The organism is Streptomyces sp. NPDC093065 (genome assembly GCF_044754585.1).
Classification (GTDB): domain Bacteria; phylum Actinomycetota; class Actinomycetes; order Streptomycetales; family Streptomycetaceae; genus Streptomyces.
In genome coordinates this window covers 54,087-69,239 of record NZ_JBIVPJ010000004.1, presented here as the reverse complement: position 1 = coordinate 69,239, position 15,153 = coordinate 54,087, and the positions used below count along the sequence as shown (strand labels likewise).

Annotated in this window: 14 protein-coding genes and 2 pseudogenes; 4 read left to right on the top strand and 12 right to left on the bottom strand. The window is 69.6% G+C overall.

What is annotated here, in order from left to right; all coding sequences use genetic code 11:
- Nucleotides 1-16 precede the first annotated feature (16 nt).
- The 12 genes and pseudogenes from ACIQFU_RS08745 to rpmG form a co-directional block, all read right to left on the bottom strand.
- Nucleotides 17-475 (bottom strand): SsgA family sporulation/cell division regulator, encoded by a 459-nt coding sequence (locus ACIQFU_RS08745; RefSeq protein ID WP_402550123.1) that lies wholly within the window; start codon nt 473-475, stop codon nt 17-19.
- 334 nt (nt 476-809) lie between these two features.
- Nucleotides 810-3,557: an ATP-binding protein gene (locus ACIQFU_RS08740; protein ID WP_402550121.1), complete on the bottom strand. Its 2,748-nt coding sequence runs from the start codon at nt 3,555-3,557 to the stop codon at nt 810-812.
- 197 nt (nt 3,558-3,754) lie between these two features.
- Nucleotides 3,755-4,522: an SDR family NAD(P)-dependent oxidoreductase gene (locus ACIQFU_RS08735; protein ID WP_402550120.1), complete on the bottom strand. Its 768-nt coding sequence runs from the start codon at nt 4,520-4,522 to the stop codon at nt 3,755-3,757.
- A 132-nt stretch (nt 4,523-4,654) separates the two neighbouring features.
- Nucleotides 4,655-5,398 (bottom strand): sigma factor, encoded by a 744-nt coding sequence (locus tag ACIQFU_RS08730; protein WP_402550118.1) that lies wholly within the window; start codon nt 5,396-5,398, stop codon nt 4,655-4,657.
- Nucleotides 5,399-5,515: 117 nt separating this feature from the next.
- Nucleotides 5,516-8,326, bottom strand: coding sequence for an AAA family ATPase (locus ACIQFU_RS08725; protein ID WP_402550116.1), 2,811 nt, complete (start codon nt 8,324-8,326; stop codon nt 5,516-5,518).
- A 609-nt stretch (nt 8,327-8,935) separates the two neighbouring features.
- A pseudogene (locus tag ACIQFU_RS08720) lies at nt 8,936-9,001 on the bottom strand (transcriptional repressor); the annotation flags it as partial.
- A gap of 131 nt (nt 9,002-9,132) precedes the next feature.
- On the bottom strand, nt 9,133-10,308 hold the full coding sequence (locus ACIQFU_RS08715; RefSeq protein ID WP_402550115.1) for a GTP-binding protein: 1,176 nt from the start codon (nt 10,306-10,308) through the stop codon (nt 9,133-9,135).
- A gap of 6 nt (nt 10,309-10,314) precedes the next feature.
- Complete coding sequence (rpmF, locus tag ACIQFU_RS08710) at nt 10,315-10,485, bottom strand: 50S ribosomal protein L32 (RefSeq protein ID WP_402550113.1); 171 nt, start codon at nt 10,483-10,485, stop codon at nt 10,315-10,317.
- Between the two features lie 46 nt (nt 10,486-10,531).
- Entirely contained in the window at nt 10,532-10,768 is a 237-nt protein-coding gene (gene rpsR / locus ACIQFU_RS08705; protein WP_402550112.1) for a 30S ribosomal protein S18, read from the bottom strand.
- Between the two features lie 109 nt (nt 10,769-10,877).
- Nucleotides 10,878-11,012, bottom strand: a pseudogene (locus tag ACIQFU_RS08700) (cobalamin biosynthesis protein CobW); the annotation flags it as partial.
- Nucleotides 11,009-11,266 carry a type B 50S ribosomal protein L31 gene (locus tag ACIQFU_RS08695; protein WP_402550110.1) on the bottom strand — a complete coding sequence of 86 codons (258 nt, stop codon included), beginning with the start codon at nt 11,264-11,266 and terminating at the stop codon, nt 11,009-11,011. The pseudogene ACIQFU_RS08700 and the gene ACIQFU_RS08695, both read right to left, overlap by 4 nt.
- Before the next feature lie 46 nt (nt 11,267-11,312).
- Nucleotides 11,313-11,477, bottom strand: a complete 165-nt coding sequence (gene rpmG / locus ACIQFU_RS08690) for a 50S ribosomal protein L33 (RefSeq protein ID WP_402550109.1) — start codon at nt 11,475-11,477, stop codon at nt 11,313-11,315.
- 62 nt (nt 11,478-11,539) lie between these two features.
- On the opposite strand from rpmG, the gene rpmB reads away from it, so the two are divergent.
- The 4 genes from rpmB to ACIQFU_RS08670 all read left to right on the top strand — a co-directional run bounded on the left by rpmB (nt 11,540) and on the right by ACIQFU_RS08670 (nt 15,149).
- Nucleotides 11,540-11,776: a 50S ribosomal protein L28 gene (gene rpmB, locus ACIQFU_RS08685; protein ID WP_402550108.1), complete on the top strand. Its 237-nt coding sequence runs from the start codon at nt 11,540-11,542 to the stop codon at nt 11,774-11,776.
- On the top strand, nt 11,776-12,081 hold the full coding sequence (gene rpsN / locus ACIQFU_RS08680; RefSeq protein WP_402550107.1) for a 30S ribosomal protein S14: 306 nt from the start codon (nt 11,776-11,778) through the stop codon (nt 12,079-12,081). The genes rpmB and rpsN overlap by 1 nt, the downstream gene beginning before the upstream one ends.
- A 210-nt stretch (nt 12,082-12,291) precedes the next feature.
- Complete coding sequence (locus ACIQFU_RS08675) at nt 12,292-13,815, top strand: Y4yA family PLP-dependent enzyme (protein WP_402550106.1); 1,524 nt, start codon at nt 12,292-12,294, stop codon at nt 13,813-13,815.
- Nucleotides 13,812-15,149, top strand: a complete 1,338-nt coding sequence (locus tag ACIQFU_RS08670; RefSeq protein WP_402550104.1) for a pyridoxal-phosphate dependent enzyme — start codon at nt 13,812-13,814, stop codon at nt 15,147-15,149. Before ACIQFU_RS08675 ends, ACIQFU_RS08670 begins: the two co-directional genes overlap by 4 nt.
- Nucleotides 15,150-15,153: the final 4 nt, after the last annotated feature.

Here is a 15,153-nt window from a genome sequence, read left to right as displayed (position 1 = left end):
CGTGGACGGTACGTGATCACGCCCCTCGGCCGGGCGCCGTACCCGGGTCGCCGAGCAGACCGGCAAGAAAGGCATCCGGGTCCAACCGGCTCATCTCCGCACCGGCCGGCACGATCTGGTAGGTCCGTTCCAGCCACTCCGCCAGCGGCGGTGCGGGCATCTCGAACAAGGCGGTGACGTCGTAGGAGCTGAGCTGCAGCCAAGCCGACTCCTCCTCGCCCAGATACGACGGCCACACCTGAACATCGCCGATGCCACTGGTCGATCGGAGGCCTTGGTCCAAAAGGTCGCGGCCCACCTGCCACGTCACCCTGGGGCCGTCCTCGTCGATGAAGAAGGTGATGCTCACGAGAAGGGGAGCGTCGGGGTCGAACTCGAACTCGCCCCGAACGGACTCCCACGCCTGACTGCTCACCATGCGGTGGAGCTCCAAGGACAGGCGGAGACCCTGTGAAGCCTCGGGCTGCGTCTGCACACGCTGATCATTACCACTCATGAGGATGTGTTTCCTTCCTTGAGGACCTGGCGACGCCACCACTCTCGCGCACGACGTGATATAGACACATCAGTACTTCGACAGTGAGAAACGGCAGGTCAGACCGGAAGAGAGAGCACCTGGACCGTGATCGTGGGACAAAGGGACGCGAGGGAGCCCCGGCATGGGCACGACGTTAGGTCGGACGACTGCGTTCTCCGACGGCACCTGGTGGGCATGACACACTCTGTGTTAAGAAGCTGACACCGGCTTTGGCGGTCGCCCACAGCACCGTGTCGTCCGCCTCGCAGACACTGTGACGAACGACGAGGAGCTACTTCTGCTCCGGGAAGTCGGCATCGCGCATCATGGGCCGTCCGTCGTCGAGAGCCGCGAGTGCCGTGGCCAGCTTGCCTCGGCTGGTGATACCCAGGCGCGGATAGATCCGGTAGAGGTGGGCTCCAACCGTGCGGTGGGAGATGAACAGACGCTGACCGATCTCCCGGTTGCTCAGCCCCTTCGCAGCCAGCATGGCGATCTGCATCTCCTGGGGAGACAACTGCTCACCGGAGCTTGCGGGGCGTCGGACACTCGACTCGCCGGCAGCACGCAACTGCTCGCGGGCCATGTCGGCCCAAGGCTGCGCACCGACCCGGTCGAACTCGTCGCGGGCGAGCCGCAGAGGTTCGCGGGCATCGACGTTGCGTCGCTGGCGACGCAGGCGAAGCCCCTGGTGCAGATGCAACCGGGCCCGCGCCGGCGTCCAGCCTGCCGGCATCGTCTCAAGCGCGGCGGCGTACCGCTTCTCCGCCGTGTCGTCCGGCGCCAGCACCGCATCGGTGTAGGAGTGAGCCACCAGCATCATCTCCGAAGGCAACCGGCGTGCCAGATCGGGTAGTTCAGCGAGGAGGTCCCGAGCCTGCTCGACGGTTCCGGCGGCAACGGCGGCGTCCGCGAGATCCGGTGCCAGCAACCAGCGACTCACCGAGTGGTAGTGCGGGTCGGCTGGATCGAACGCCCGCACGAGAAGCTCGTACGCTTCGGAGGCACGACCGTCGAAGAGAGCGAGCAGACTGTCGACCTGCTGAGCCATCACGGTGACGAAGGGAGCACTGGGGAAGAGGTTGTGGGCGCGCAACTCGCGCACTGCGGAGTCCGCCGCTTCCCGGTCACCACGCACTGCCGCCACCAGGCCCGCGGTTGCCTTCAGACCCAGCCAGACGAGCCACTCCCCGGTCTCCTCCGCCAGGCCGAGGCCTTCGCCCGATTCCTCGCGGGCACGGTCCAGCTGACCGAGATACACGCGGGGCCAACTGCCGGCCAGGGCGCGGGCGAGCAGTCCGAGCCTGCCCTGTGACCGCCATGCGGCAGCAGTCATCGACAGATACCGGGCAGCGCGGCCCATGTCGCCCACGACCATGGCACCGCTGCCGAGGAAGTGCAGGGTCCGACCGTCCCGAGGGTCCGGGTTGATTCCTTCGAGACGTGCGATCACGTCCGCACCGTGCTGGTAGGGCTGGGTGTACGCCCGGACGGTCAGCACATGCGGAGCGTCCGGGTCGGGGTTCCACCGGCCCAGTTCCGCGGCGGCCTCGGCACGGACCCGGGCGTCGCCGTCCTGGAAGAAGCACCGTGCGGCGGCACGCCACAACAGGTCCTCCGCGACGTTGTTGGCCTCCGCGTCCATCGCTCCGGCCGCGGCGTCGACCATGTCCCTGATGCGGCGGTGGGGCTCGTCCGCCTCCAGGCCCGCTCTGTCGGACACCACCAGGAGGCGCGCCCGTTCAACCGGCCCGAGTATGTCCATGTCGGCACGGCTCAGGAACTCCTGCGCGGTGATCCGGTCGTTGATCTCACCGGCCAGTTCGGCCGCCCGCACCAGGATGCCCGTCCGCCGGCGGGGATCACGTACGAGGTCCGCCGCCTGTCGCAGGGCCGGAATGGCCGACGCCGTCTTGCCCCGTGCCAGTGCGGCGTCGGCACTGTGCTCCAGCCGCTCGGCCAGTTCGTCGTCCGGGCCGATCGAGGCCGCCGCCCGGTGTACGAGCTGGCGGTCCGGCATGTCGTCCAGCACCGCCGCCAAAGCAGCGTGCGTGGCGAGCCGGTCGGCGATCGGAGCGCGGGTGTAGACCGCCGACCGCATCAGCGGATGCCGCCACTCCGGCGTGCGGCCCGCCAGAACAATCAAGCCCGCGTCGATGGCCTCCTGCAGAGCGTTCAGGGAGACGGGAGCGCCGCACACGACGCCGGAGACGTCCAGCAGACGGTCCAAGGGTGTCGTCGGCTCGGCCGCCAGCGTCAGCAGCAGCGCACGGCATTCACGGCTGGCGGAGTCGGTGCGTGCCGCGAAGGCGGCCTCCAGCCGTTGCGTCAGAGGTAGTTCGTCCACCGGCCCCGAGATGTGCTGCATCGCCTTGGGCAGTTCGACCAGCGCCAGTGGGTTGCCCGCAGCGCGGTCCAGAACCAGCGAGCGCAGGGGCGTCGGCAGATCCGGGGCCTTCGAGTCGAGCAGCGCGACGGAGGCTTCCGCGTCGAGCGGGGACAGCCGGAGGTCGGGGTGAACGCCCAGACTGTATTCCTCGGGGGAGTGGACCCGAGCAGCCGCGATCAGAACTATCTGCAGGTCACCGGTTCGCCGTGCGATGAACCTGAGCACATCCCGGCTGGAGGAGTCGACCCATTGCAGGTCGTCGACGAGGAGCAGGAGCGGCTGTCGGTCGGCTGCTTCTGCCAGGAGTTCCAGTGCGGCCAGACCGACTTTGTAGAGGGGTGGCTCGTTCTCCGCGGCGCCGAAAGCACCGTTGAGCGTCTGCTGGTGCAACGCCGAGAGGCTCTTGGGCCCTCGCATGACCGGGTGCAGCAACATCTGCAGTGCGGCGAACGGCAACCACTGCTCGGTCTCGACCCCGGAAGCAGACAGCACCCGGAAACCACACCGAGTGGCATCCTCACCAACTGTGCCCAGCAGAGCCGACTTGCCGACACCGGCTTCCCCATGTACGAGCAGCGCCGTACCACTGCCGTCCGCCGCCCTGTCCAGCAGCGCACTCATGGAGCGTCGTTCCGCGTCTCGACCGATCACGAAACGTCTCCTGAAACGGGCGGCACTGGGGATTTTTCTTGCAGGGCACGCTACCACAGCTGCATCAGTCAAATGACTCTCAAACGACTATCAGACGGCCCACCCGGTCACGCGGAATCGGCGAGGCGCGCCGGGCGAACGAGGGCCGCAAGGCGGACTTCGCCCTGCTCGCCCCAGATCGCTCGGCGCTCGCGGCATCAGATGAGTTCCAGACCTCCGTCAACGGTGACGACCTGGCCGGTCGCGTGGCGCCCTGCCGGCTCAGCCATCCGGAGAATCCAGTGCGCCATCTCATCGGCCGTCGCAATGCGATGAGTGGGGATGCGGTCGCGTTCGTAGGCGTACATGTCGTTGGCGGCCTCCGGGGTGAGACCGGCGTGCAGCATGACGTCGGTCCGGGTGGGCCCGGGGGCAACGGAGTTGACGCGGACACCTTCGCCGGCGAGTTCCAGGGCCCAGCTCCTCGTCATCTGTTCGATGGCGGCCTTGGTGGCCGAGTAGTGGGCGCCGCCGGCCATGGGGCGGTGACCGTAGGTGCTGGAGAGATTGATGATCGTGCCGAACGTCTTGCGCAGATGCGGCAGGGCCTCGTGGGCCAGGAGGCTCGGAGCGACAACGTTCAGCGCCAGCAGGTCGAGGATCACCTTCTTGTCCGTCTCGGCCAGCGGCATGACCGCCGTCGCGCCGGCGTTGTTGACCAAGTGGTCGAGACGTCCCCAACGCTGCACGGCGGTGTCGACGACTCTCGCGGGTGCACCGTCCGCACAGACGTCGACGGCAAGGACCTCAATGTTGTCGCCGGCCGCAGCCGTCTCCTTCAACGGTTCCTCGCGGCGCCCCACCCCGAGTACATGTGCGCCTGCCTCGGCGAAGGCGACGGCCGTGGCCCGCCCGATGCCGGACCCCGCGCCGGTCACGATCGCCACCTGCCCCGCGAAGGCCGGATTGATCGAGTTCTCTGTCACGAACGCTCCTTGTTCGAAGTTCGTTGTACATAGAACACTATGTGGGGCCAGTGTGTTCGAGTCAAATGCACACGTGCACGGCATGGCGGCGGATCACAAGGTGCACTCGCCGTCGAGCAGCCCCGACCCCGACTACATGTGGCAGACGGGGCGGGCCGATCCGAGGATCTGGCGAGACAGTCCAGGTGCCGGGGACGACAAGCACTGCCTCTGCCCGTGGGGGACGAGTACACGTGTGAGGCTCTCGAGATCACCGGTGTTGGCCGCGGTCCGGAACGCGGCGACCAGGCGACGGTGTGACTCGGCGGGGACCGGCTGCCGGCGGCCGGCTTTGACGAGACGGAGCTGCGCGCGGCGGACCAGTTGCCGTGCATTCGCGACGCTGACGCGAAGCACCTCCGCAAGATCGGCATAGGCGTAGCCGAACCCCTTCCGGAGCACGTAGGCGGCCAGCCCGTCCGGCGTGAGCCTGGCCATGAGCAGAGCCAGGGCCTCCTCGACCGACACCGTCTGCTCGGCGTACAGCACGGGATCCTGGCCGGTCAGGTCGACGAGGTGGACCAACTGCGACTCGCTCGGAATCTCGTGGCGGTGCCGCGCGGACTGGACGACGTTGAGGGCCAGACGGGTCGTCGTCGTTGTGAGGAACGCCGCCGGGTTCTCAATCCGTGCCCGGTCCGCGCGCTGCCAGCGCAGCCATGTCTCCTGAACCGCGTCCTCGGCTCGCGAGACGTCGCCGAGAATCTGGTGGGCGACGCGGAACAACCGTGTCCGCTGGGCCAAGAAGATGTCGAGGGCCGGGCCCAGGTGGTCCTCGGGCGACCGGGTGAGAGGGACTCCGGCCGGCGTCGTCGTCTCAGGGCTGGGCGCGGACATCAGGAACTCCTCGTGGTGGACGGCGCCCGTCGAGGGCGATGGCTCCACACTCGGTCCGTGACAGTGTTCACCGCGCCCCGGAAGTCCGTGGTGTCATCCGGGGGGTACCGCACCGGTTCAGCCGGATCGCACCATGTCCACGTTCCTCGCGTCCGTGGTCGCAGCACTCGACAGTGCGCTCGGCAGCGCACGACGGGAGTTGATCCCAAGCTTCGTGTACACCTTGCGCAGGTGCCATTCCACGGTGTGAGGGCTGATGAACAACTCAGCGCCGATCTTGGGGTTCGTCATGCCGCTGGCGGCGAGAGCCGCGATCTGAGACTCCTGCGGGGTCAGAGCGGCCGCCAGGTCGGTGGTCCGCACGCGTACGTGTTCGCCAGTGGCGAGCAGTTCTCGGCGAGCACGTTCGGCGAACGCCTTCGCCCCCATCCCGTCGAACATCCCGTGGGCGGTGCGAAGGTGCTCCCGCGCCAGTGAACGGCGGCGGCTCCGGCGCAGCCACTCGCCGTACAGCAGGTGAGTGCGTGCCACCTCCACGACCACGCCACCGCGGGTGAGCTCGTCGATCGCGAACCGGTACAGCTCGTCAGCCGCGTCGCCGTCGGCGAGAAGGGCCCGGCTGCGTGCGGTGACGCCACCGGCCCAGCCGGAATCGGTGGCCCGGGTGAGTTCGACCAGCCGGGCGAGCGAGGCGTGGGCCTGGTCGAACTCGCCGCAACGGGTCGCGGCCTCGATGTGTTCGACCAGCGACAGGCCGAAGAAGTTGAAGCCGTCGTGCTCGATGCCCGAGCGGGCGGCAGCCAGAGCGTCGTCGTAGCGCGCCAGGCCGTTGAAGAGCACGCCTTGGATGTAGCCCGTGGCACCCAGGAGTGACACCTCGCCACGTTGCGCGGCACTGGCCCTTGCGTCCTCGATGAAGCCGGCGGCGATCTCCTCGTCACCTCGCCAGGCGGCGAGGACCAGCGTGGCGTACTTGTGCGGCGCGTGACCGGTCGCGGCGGCGATCGCGTCGGCTTCCTCGATCATCCGAGCCGCGCCGGCGAAGTCGCCGGTGTGGATGTGCACCCCGCTGGCGTAGACCAGAGCCGGTGGCAGGGTGCCGAGTGCTCCGATGTCGCGAGCAAGACGTACCGCACGGGCCGACAACGTGTCCCACGCTGTGAGGTCCCAGACGTAGTGAATGACCGCTTCCAAGGCGACCGGGGCCAGGAGGAGCCAGCGCATCGTGGCCTCCCGGGTGACGAAGCTCTCGCGTGCGAACGGCTCCAACGCGCGGCGCAGGGCTGGGCCGCCCGTCTCGTAGTCGCCGACGAGGAGCGTAGCCACGCCATCCAGCAACAGGTCGGCGGCCTCGGAGCCCGAGGGAGGTGCTCCTGAACCACGTGCCGCGATCGCTGCGGCCCGAGCGCCCGTCGGCCCGTGGACCCTGCCGGCGAATATGGTCGCGCCGATTGCCTCCAGGTACGTCTCGCGCGCCAACGACGACTTGGCAGCAGCGAACTTCGCCGCGGCGTCGAGGAGCAGAGGTGCCGCCTCGTCGCTGCGGCTGCGGGCGAAGAGGATCCTGGCACGCAGGCGCGCCAGGTGGGCCCGGTCCAGCGGACTGAGCGGACACAGTTCGGCCAGTGTCGCCTGCTCCGTGGCCCGGTCCGGAGAGGCAGCCGAGAAGTGTGCCTCCGCGGCTGCGAGGGCTCGGCGTCCTCGGAGCCAGAGGTCCGGCGTCAGCTCGGCCGCCCGCTGCAGCAGTACGGCCTCGGCGGCCACGCCGCCGCGTTGGCGAGCCCGGCCGGCCGCCTGCTCCAGCCCGGCCGCGACCTCCTCGTCGGCCTCATCGACGGCCTGCGCGGCATGCCAGGCACGCCGGTCGGGATCCAGGGCAGGGTCCGTGGCTTCGGCAAGCGCCCGGTGCACCAACCGGCGTTCCTCGGGCTCGGCCTGGTGGTAGACCGCCGAACGCGCCAGCGGGTGCCGAAACCGAACGGACTCACCGAACTCGATCAGGCCGGCTGCTTTGGCCGGTGCGGCGTTGGGGGTGATTTTCAGAGTGGCGGCTGCGCGGAACAGCAGACGGGGGTCACCGACCGGTTCCGCCGCGGCGATCAGCAGCAGCGTCCGGGTCGACACCGGCAGCGAGGCCAACCGGCTGGCGAAGTCCCGTTCGACACGGCTCGACACCGTCCCTTCGACAGTTGGGGAACCCGAGGGCAGGCCGTACGCCAACTCGGGGGCGCTACGGCCGCGGGAGAACTCGAGCAACGCGAGGGGGTTGCCGTGCATCTCGGCGATGAACCGATCCCGGACCCGCTTCTCCAGCCGCCCACCGACGGCGGTCACAAGGAGTTCTTCGGCCGCGCCGTCATCGAGACCGCCGATCCGCAGCTCCGGCAGACCGACGAGTGCGGCCTGCCCCTCCGGCTCCCGTACCGCGAACGCCATCGCGACCGCCTCGGCCAGCAGCCGGCGGGCCACGAATTCCAGCGTCTGCACAGACACCTGGTCGAGCCATTGCGCGTCGTCGACCACGACGAGTACCGGCCGGGTCTCCGAGGCCCGGGTGAGCAGGGTCAGCACCGCGAGGCCGACGAGGAAGCGGTCGGGCGGTTCTCCGGCCGCCATCCCGAACGCCACGCGGAGGGCGTCGCGCTGGGGGCCGGGCAACGCTTCGACGTCGGCCAGAAACGGCGCGCACAACTGATGCAGACTGGCGTAGGGCAGTTCCATGTCCGCCTCGATGCCCTGTGCCCGCGTCACGGTCACCCGTGACGCCTGGTACGCCACGTAGTCCAGCAGCACCGACTTCCCGATGCCTGCTTCGCCGCGGATCACACAGACGCGGGACTCTCCCCTGCGCAGGGCAGCCAGCAGGTCGTCGAGCGCCGTGCACTCGCGCTGTCGGCCGACCAGGATGGGAAGCGTGTTGGCTGCCATATGACATTGCTCCTAGGGTCCGTCGTCAAATGGTGTCCGATCAGGGCCCACGGTGGGTGATACGCCGTCGTGAACCGTCCAGTACCCGGTGGGTTTCGTGGAGCCGTCCGGCCTCCCAGGGTGTCGGGGCACTCCCTAGACGATACTAAGAGGTCACAACATATGCTGTTAAAGCTGTGGACGCTTGCTCCAGTGTTACCGTGTGAGAGGACAGTCCGCGGACACCGCCTGCCCGTGAGCGCAGGAACTGTTCGGGGGCCGGGGCCACCACAAGGGTCAACGGGGACCGGGGAGAAGACGGTGATCAAGCGGACCGGCGATCTGGAAAACGCCATCCCGAAACTGCGGGTCGCTTCCCCGCACGGTCAAGAGTACCGAGCCCAGCGTGCGACATGGTGTCTCCGTCTGCTGACGGCGACTTGACTCCCTGGCCTGACAGCATCGGAATTCAGTGAGCCGTCACCTGGCGCAGACGCCGACGGCTACGTCCCAGAACGTTGACCGGCGAGCACCCGCTGTCGTGGGCGGCGCGGGATCCGAACCCGGGAGCGGCTCTGCGCGGCGCCGTGGCGAAGCATGGCCGAACTGAACTGAGAGGGGGGACGGCATGCGAAGGGTGCGGTAGACGGTGGTCAGGCCGATCGGAATGCCTGCGGCCTCGGCCGCCGCGTGCAGGGATCGTGCCGAGACGAAGTCGGTTCGCGAGAGCGGAGCCGCGCATGCACACCTCCCGGTGGACGACGCCGTACCAGGCGGACCGGGCCGGGTGATGCCGTGGCTGCGACCATCACCCGGCCCGGGGTGTTTCAGACGGGCAGCCCCACCCCGTGCTGCTCGTGCACGCAGGCCTCGTGGGCCTCGGGAACGTCCCAGACGGGGAAGGGGTCCTCGCCGCCGGTCCACTCACCGTCGAGCAGGCAGTCCGCCAACGCCGAGTGCAGAGCCGCCGGCTTCAGTTCGATGCCGATGAACACGAGCTCCTGTGCCCGCTGCTCGGGTGCCCCGGCGTCGCTGATGCCGGCGGGCTCGAAGCGGGCGACTGACCCGGCCTGGGACCACAGGCCGGTCACTCCGGGGCGTCCGGCCAGTGTGAAGAAGCCCTTGCTGCGCAGGACCGTCCCGAACTCCCCGCTGTCGAACCGCTCGGCGATCAGCCGCCACAGCCGGCCCGGGTGGAAGGGCCGGTCGGCACGGAACAGGGTGGAGGAGATCCCGTACTCCTCGGTCTCCGGGACGTGGTCGCCGTTCAGCTCCCGCACCCAGCCGGGTGCCTGCTGCGCCTGTTCCACGTCGAACAGGCCGGTTCCGAATACGTCCGAGGCGCGCACCTGTCCGCGGACCGTCTCGACGAGGCGTGCCCCTGGGTTGAGCCGGGCGAGGACGCCGCGCAGCCGTTCGGCGGAGGCGCCGTCGACGAGGTCGAGCTTGTTCAGCACGATCACGTCGGCGAACTCGACCTGGTCGATGAGCAGGTCGCTCACGGTGCGCTCGTCGTCCTCGAAGGGCGCGAGGCCCCGCTCGGCGAGTTCCTCGCCAGTGCCCAGCTCGGCCAGGAAGTTGGCCGCGTCCACCACGGTGACCATGGTGTCCAGCCGGGTGAGGTCGTCCAGCGTCGCCCCGTCGTCGCGCGCGAAGGAGAAGGTGGCGGCGACCGGCATGGGCTCGGAGATGCCGCTGGACTCGATCAGCAGGTAGTCGAAGCGTCCTTCCCGGGCGAGGCGGTCCACCTCTTCGAGGAGGTCGTCACGGAGCGTGCAGCAGATGCATCCGTTGGTCATCTCGACCAGCCGCTCCTCCGTGCGCGAGAGGGCGGCCTCACCGCCGCGCACCAGCGCGGCGTCGATGTTGATCTCGCTCATGTCGTTCACGATGACGGCGACCCGCAGTCCGTCGCGGTTCGCCAGCAGATGGTTGAGCAGGGTGGTCTTGCCCGCTCCGAGGAACCCGGAGAGGACGGTCACGGGCAGGCGGTCGTACGGCATGCTGCGTCAGTCCTCCGGGCGGAGAAGACCGCGCTCGTAGGCCTTCCGCAGGTGCTGGGGCACCAGGTAGGTGCTTCCGCCGACGGTGACGGGGGCGAGCGCCGGGGTGGTCGCGCGCCACTGGGCGCGGCGGTGCCGGGTGTTGCTGCGGGACATCTTGCGCTTGGGAACGGCCATGACGGTCCTTTCGTCGGCGGGGAGCCGGGAGGGGGTGAGGTGGGGGTCAGCGGCTGGAGTAGGGGAGCAGGGCCATCTCGCGGGCGTTCTTGACGGCCGTGGCGATCTGCCGCTGCTGCTGCCGGCTGACCCGAGTGACCCGGCGGCTTCGGATCTTGCCGCGGTCGGAGATGAACTTCCGCAGCAGGTCGGTGTCCTTGTAGTCGATGTACGTGATTTTGGCGGCGTCGAGCGGGTTCGGCCGGTTCTTGCGGGCGAGGGCGGACTTGGCGGGGCGGGGCACGGGATCTCCTCGGTCGTTCGGTCGGGGTGGGTCAGGCGACGGTGTCGAGCAGCTGGTCGAAGCCGGTGGGCCGCGGCCAGGCGTCGGGCCCGGAGGCCGGCTCGTCATCCGGGCCGGTGGACAGGTCGTGGTGCAGGGCGACGCTGCCGGGCACCTCGTGCAGCAGCTGTGCGACCGTCTCGCGGCGGGCGTCGGCATGCATTCCGCCGACGATCACCACGGGCATCGGTCCCTCGGGGGTCATCGCGTGCCCCCGTCCCTTCCGTAGCGGCGCTCGAAGCGCTCGACACGGCCGGCGGTGTCCAGCACGCGTGCGGTGCCGGTGTAGAAGGGGTGGCTCGCGGAGGAGGTCTCGACGTCGACCACCGGGTAGGTCTGACCGTCCTCCCACTCGACGGTCTTCTCGCTGGTCATCGTCGAGCGGGTCAGGATGGCGAAGGCACCGGCCTTGTCGCGGAAGACGACGGGGCGGTAGGCGGGGTGGATTCCGGGCTTCATGGGGTGTGTCCCTGGTTCGGAGTGGGGGCGGGTGGAGCCGGTGCGGTCAGCGTTCCTCACGGAAGTCGACATGGCGCCGGACGATGGGGTCGAACTTCCTGAGGACCAGCCGGTCCGGGTTGTTCCGGCGGTTCTTGCGGGTCACGTACGTGTAGCCGGTGCCGGCGGTGGAGCGGAGCTTGATGACCGGGCGTAGTTCGTTGCGAGCCATGCGGGTAGCATACGACAATGATTTCCATTACCGATACGCAGGTACAGAGAGGCTGAACCCTTATGTCCGCCCACTGCCAGCTGACCGGCGCCGAGCCGGTCTTCGGCAAGAAGATCTCCCACTCGCACCGGCGCACCTCGCGCCGGTTCGACCCGAACATCCAGAACAGGCGGTACTGGCTGCCGAGCGAGGGGCGCAATGTGCGCTTGCGCCTGAGCGCGCGAGCCATCAAGACCGTGGACGCGATCGGCATCGAGGCCGCTGTCGCCCGGATCCGAGCCCGTGGGGAGCGTGTCTGATGGCGAAGAAGAGCAAGATCGCGAAGAACGAGAAGCGGAAGCTCGTCGTGGCCCGCTACGCGCAGCGGCGTGCCGAACTCAAGGCCGTACTGATCTCGTCGAGCACCACGGATGACGAGAAGGCGGCCGCGCAGGCGGAACTCCGCCGGCAGCCCCGGGACGCGAGCGCGACCCGCGTGCGCAACCGGGACAGCGTGGACGGTCGCCCGCGCGGCCACCTGCGCAAGTTCGGCCTCTCCCGCGTCAGCGTGCGCGAGCAGGCCCACGCCGGATTCCTGCCGGGGGTGACGAAGTCGTCCTGGTGACGGCCGGACGGGAGGGGGCGGCACGGGTGTGCCGCCCCCTTCTCGTCTCGACCGCCGCCGCGCCCGGGGGCGATCGGAGCGAGCGCCGGGACCGGGATGTGGCACGGCGTGTGCAAGACGAGGCTTAGCGGCGCGTGTAGGTGGAAACGACTAACCCCGGAACGATTGTCGTCACCATCAGGCGGCGGCACGTGAACCTGGGGAGGGTACGTGGCGAAGGACGCGCCCCTGTATCTGAGGCCGCGGGTGGAGCCGCCTCTCGCCTCACTGCTCGGGGAGGTGGGATTACTGCACTCGCTGGTGGACGCGCTCGGTTCACCGCTGAACGTGCTGCTCCCCGAGGTGGTCGCGGAGAACGCCGACCGCTTCGTCTCCGTGTACCGGCGCCACCGACTGTCCGGGCGGGTCTACTTCGCGCACAAGGCGAACCGTTCCAGCGCCCTGGTGCGAAGGCTGGCCGCGTGCGATCCGGCCGTCGTCGGCGTCGACGTGGCCTCCCTGGGCGAGCTTCGGCACGCGCTGGGCTGCGGGTTCACGGGGGACCGGGTGATGGCGACCGGGCCCAAGGACCCGGAGTTCCTGTGGCTCGCGGCCCGGGTGGGAGCGACGGTCAACGTGGACTCGCCCGGCGAGCTGCGGCAGTTGGCCGGGCTCGTCCGCGGACACGGCCTGGGCAGGACGCGCGTACTGGCGCGTCTGTCGGGGTTCGAGTCGGACGCCGGCTACGGCGGGTCCGGCACACGGGTCCTGTCGCGCGGCAGCCGGTTCGGCACGCCGGTCGCCGAGGCCGAGGCGCTGTGGTCGGCGCTGGAAGAGCACCGGGACGCCGTCGAACTCCTCGGTCTGGCCTACCACTTGGACACCACCGGCCTGGAGGAGAAGGCCCGCGCCCTGGAGCGATGTGTCCTGCTGATGGACGAGTGCCGGGCGCGCGGTCTGACGCCTGGCACCGTGGACATCGGCGGGGGGTTCGGCGTCGGATACCTCGCCGAGGCCCCCGAGTGGGAGCGCTGGACCACCGCGCTGAGCGAGGCCGTACTCGGGGTACGCCCGCCGATGACCTGGCGCGGCCACGGCTACGGGCTGCGCGCCGACGGCGGTACGGTGCGCGGCACGGCGGCGCTCTACCCCGCCCACCGGACCGTCGCCGGGCCCGGTTATCTCGACGAGCTGCTCTCGCGTCCGGCCCCGGCCCTGGGCCGGGCGCCGGCCACCCTGCTGCTGGAACACCTGAACGACCTGTACATCGAACCGGGACGGGCCCTCGTCGACCAGTGCGGGGTGTCACTGGCCCGGGTGCTGGAGGCGCGGCGCACGGACGACGCCCCCGACCGGTACCTGGTGCGCCTGGGCATGAACGCCGGGGACGTCAGCCTGGAGGAGCACGGCGTGCTCGTGGACCCCGTCCTGCTGCCCCGTGACGGAGCCCCGGGTGAGCCGTCCGGTGACGGCGCCGGAGGGGACCGTCCGGTCGCCGTCCACTTGGTCGGAAACCTGTGCCTGGAGGCCGACCTGATCACCCGGCGGCTGGTGTACCTGCCGCGGCTGCCGCGCCCCGGGGACGTCCTGGCCTTCGTCAACACCGCCGGGTACGTCATGGACTTCCGCGCCCACCGCGCGCAACGGCAGCCCGTCGCACGGACGGTGGCGGTCACGCGGGAGGCCGACACCTGGCGCTGGTGCCCCGACGAGGACTACTGGCCGCTCATACACCCGGAGAAAGGGCCGTCTTGAGGTACGACAGCATCACCGACGCCATCGGCAACACACCGCTGGTCCGCATCGACGCGTCCGTCCACGGACTGAGCCACATCGACCTCTACGCCAAGCTGGAGATGCTCAACCCCTTCGGGTCCGTCAAGGACCGGCCCGCCTGGCACATGGCCCGTCCGCTCCTGTCGGAGGCGGCAGGCGGCGACGCCACGGTCGTCGAACTGTCCAGCGGCAACACCGCCAAGGCCCTCGCGCTCCTGGCCGGCCTCAACGGGCTGAAATTCAAGAGCGTGACCAACCGGATGCGCGTTCCCGAGATCAAGGAACTGCTGCTCCTGCTGGGCGCGGAGATCGAGGAGCTGCCCGGACGGAGCGAGTGCCTGGACCCCACGGACACCGACGATCCACTGACCCGCTTCCACCAGGCGCTCTCCGAGCCCGAAAGCACCTACCTGCACACCGACCAGTACTTCAATCCGCGCAACGTCGAGGCACACGCGACCGGGACCGGACCCGAGATCGTCAAGGACCTGGACGGCCGGGCCCCCGACTGGTTCGTCGCGTGCGTGGGCACGGCGGGCTCCTCGACCGGTGTCGCCAAGGTGCTGCGCGAGCACGACCCGCGGGTGCGCGTGCTCGGGCTGGTCGCCGACAAGTCCGACTTCGTTCCGGGCATCCGCACCATCGACGAGGTGCACCAGGTAGGTCTGTTCGACCCGGCTACGTACGGCTCCATCGCGTCGGTCACCTCCCAGGAGGCCATCGACGGCATGGTCACGCTGATCCGCCGCTGCGGGCTGCTGTCCGGGCCGACCGGCGGCGCGGCCTACCAGGGAGCGGTCCGTGAACTCGCCCCGGTCGACGCCGAGCTGGCGGGCACCGGGCACCGGCAGACCGCCGTCTTCATCGTCTGCGACCGGGCCGAGAGCTACCTGAGCTACGTACGCGACCGCCGCCCCGAGCTGCTCGGCAGGGCGCGGCGCGGCCACTCGGCCGCCTCGCTCACCGACGCCGAGATCCGTGCCGAGGCCCGTACCGTCGCCGTCGAAGAGGCGCGGCGGTGGCTGGCCGAGGGCGAACCCCGCCCGCTGGTGATCGACCTGCGCGGACCGCACGCCTACGCCGCCCTGCACATCGAGGGCTCGGCCAACATCGTCGACGAGGTCTTCGAGGAACTGGTGCGGACCGGGCTGCCGTTCAGCAAGCGCACCCCGGTACTGCTCGCCTGCCCCGTGGGGGAGAAGTCGCTGCGCTACGCCGCACTGCTGACCCGTATGGGCCACCCCGACGTGCGCAGCCTCGCGGGCGGCATCGTGGCCTGGCGGGACGCGGGCGCACCGCTGGTGAGGGAGTGAGCCC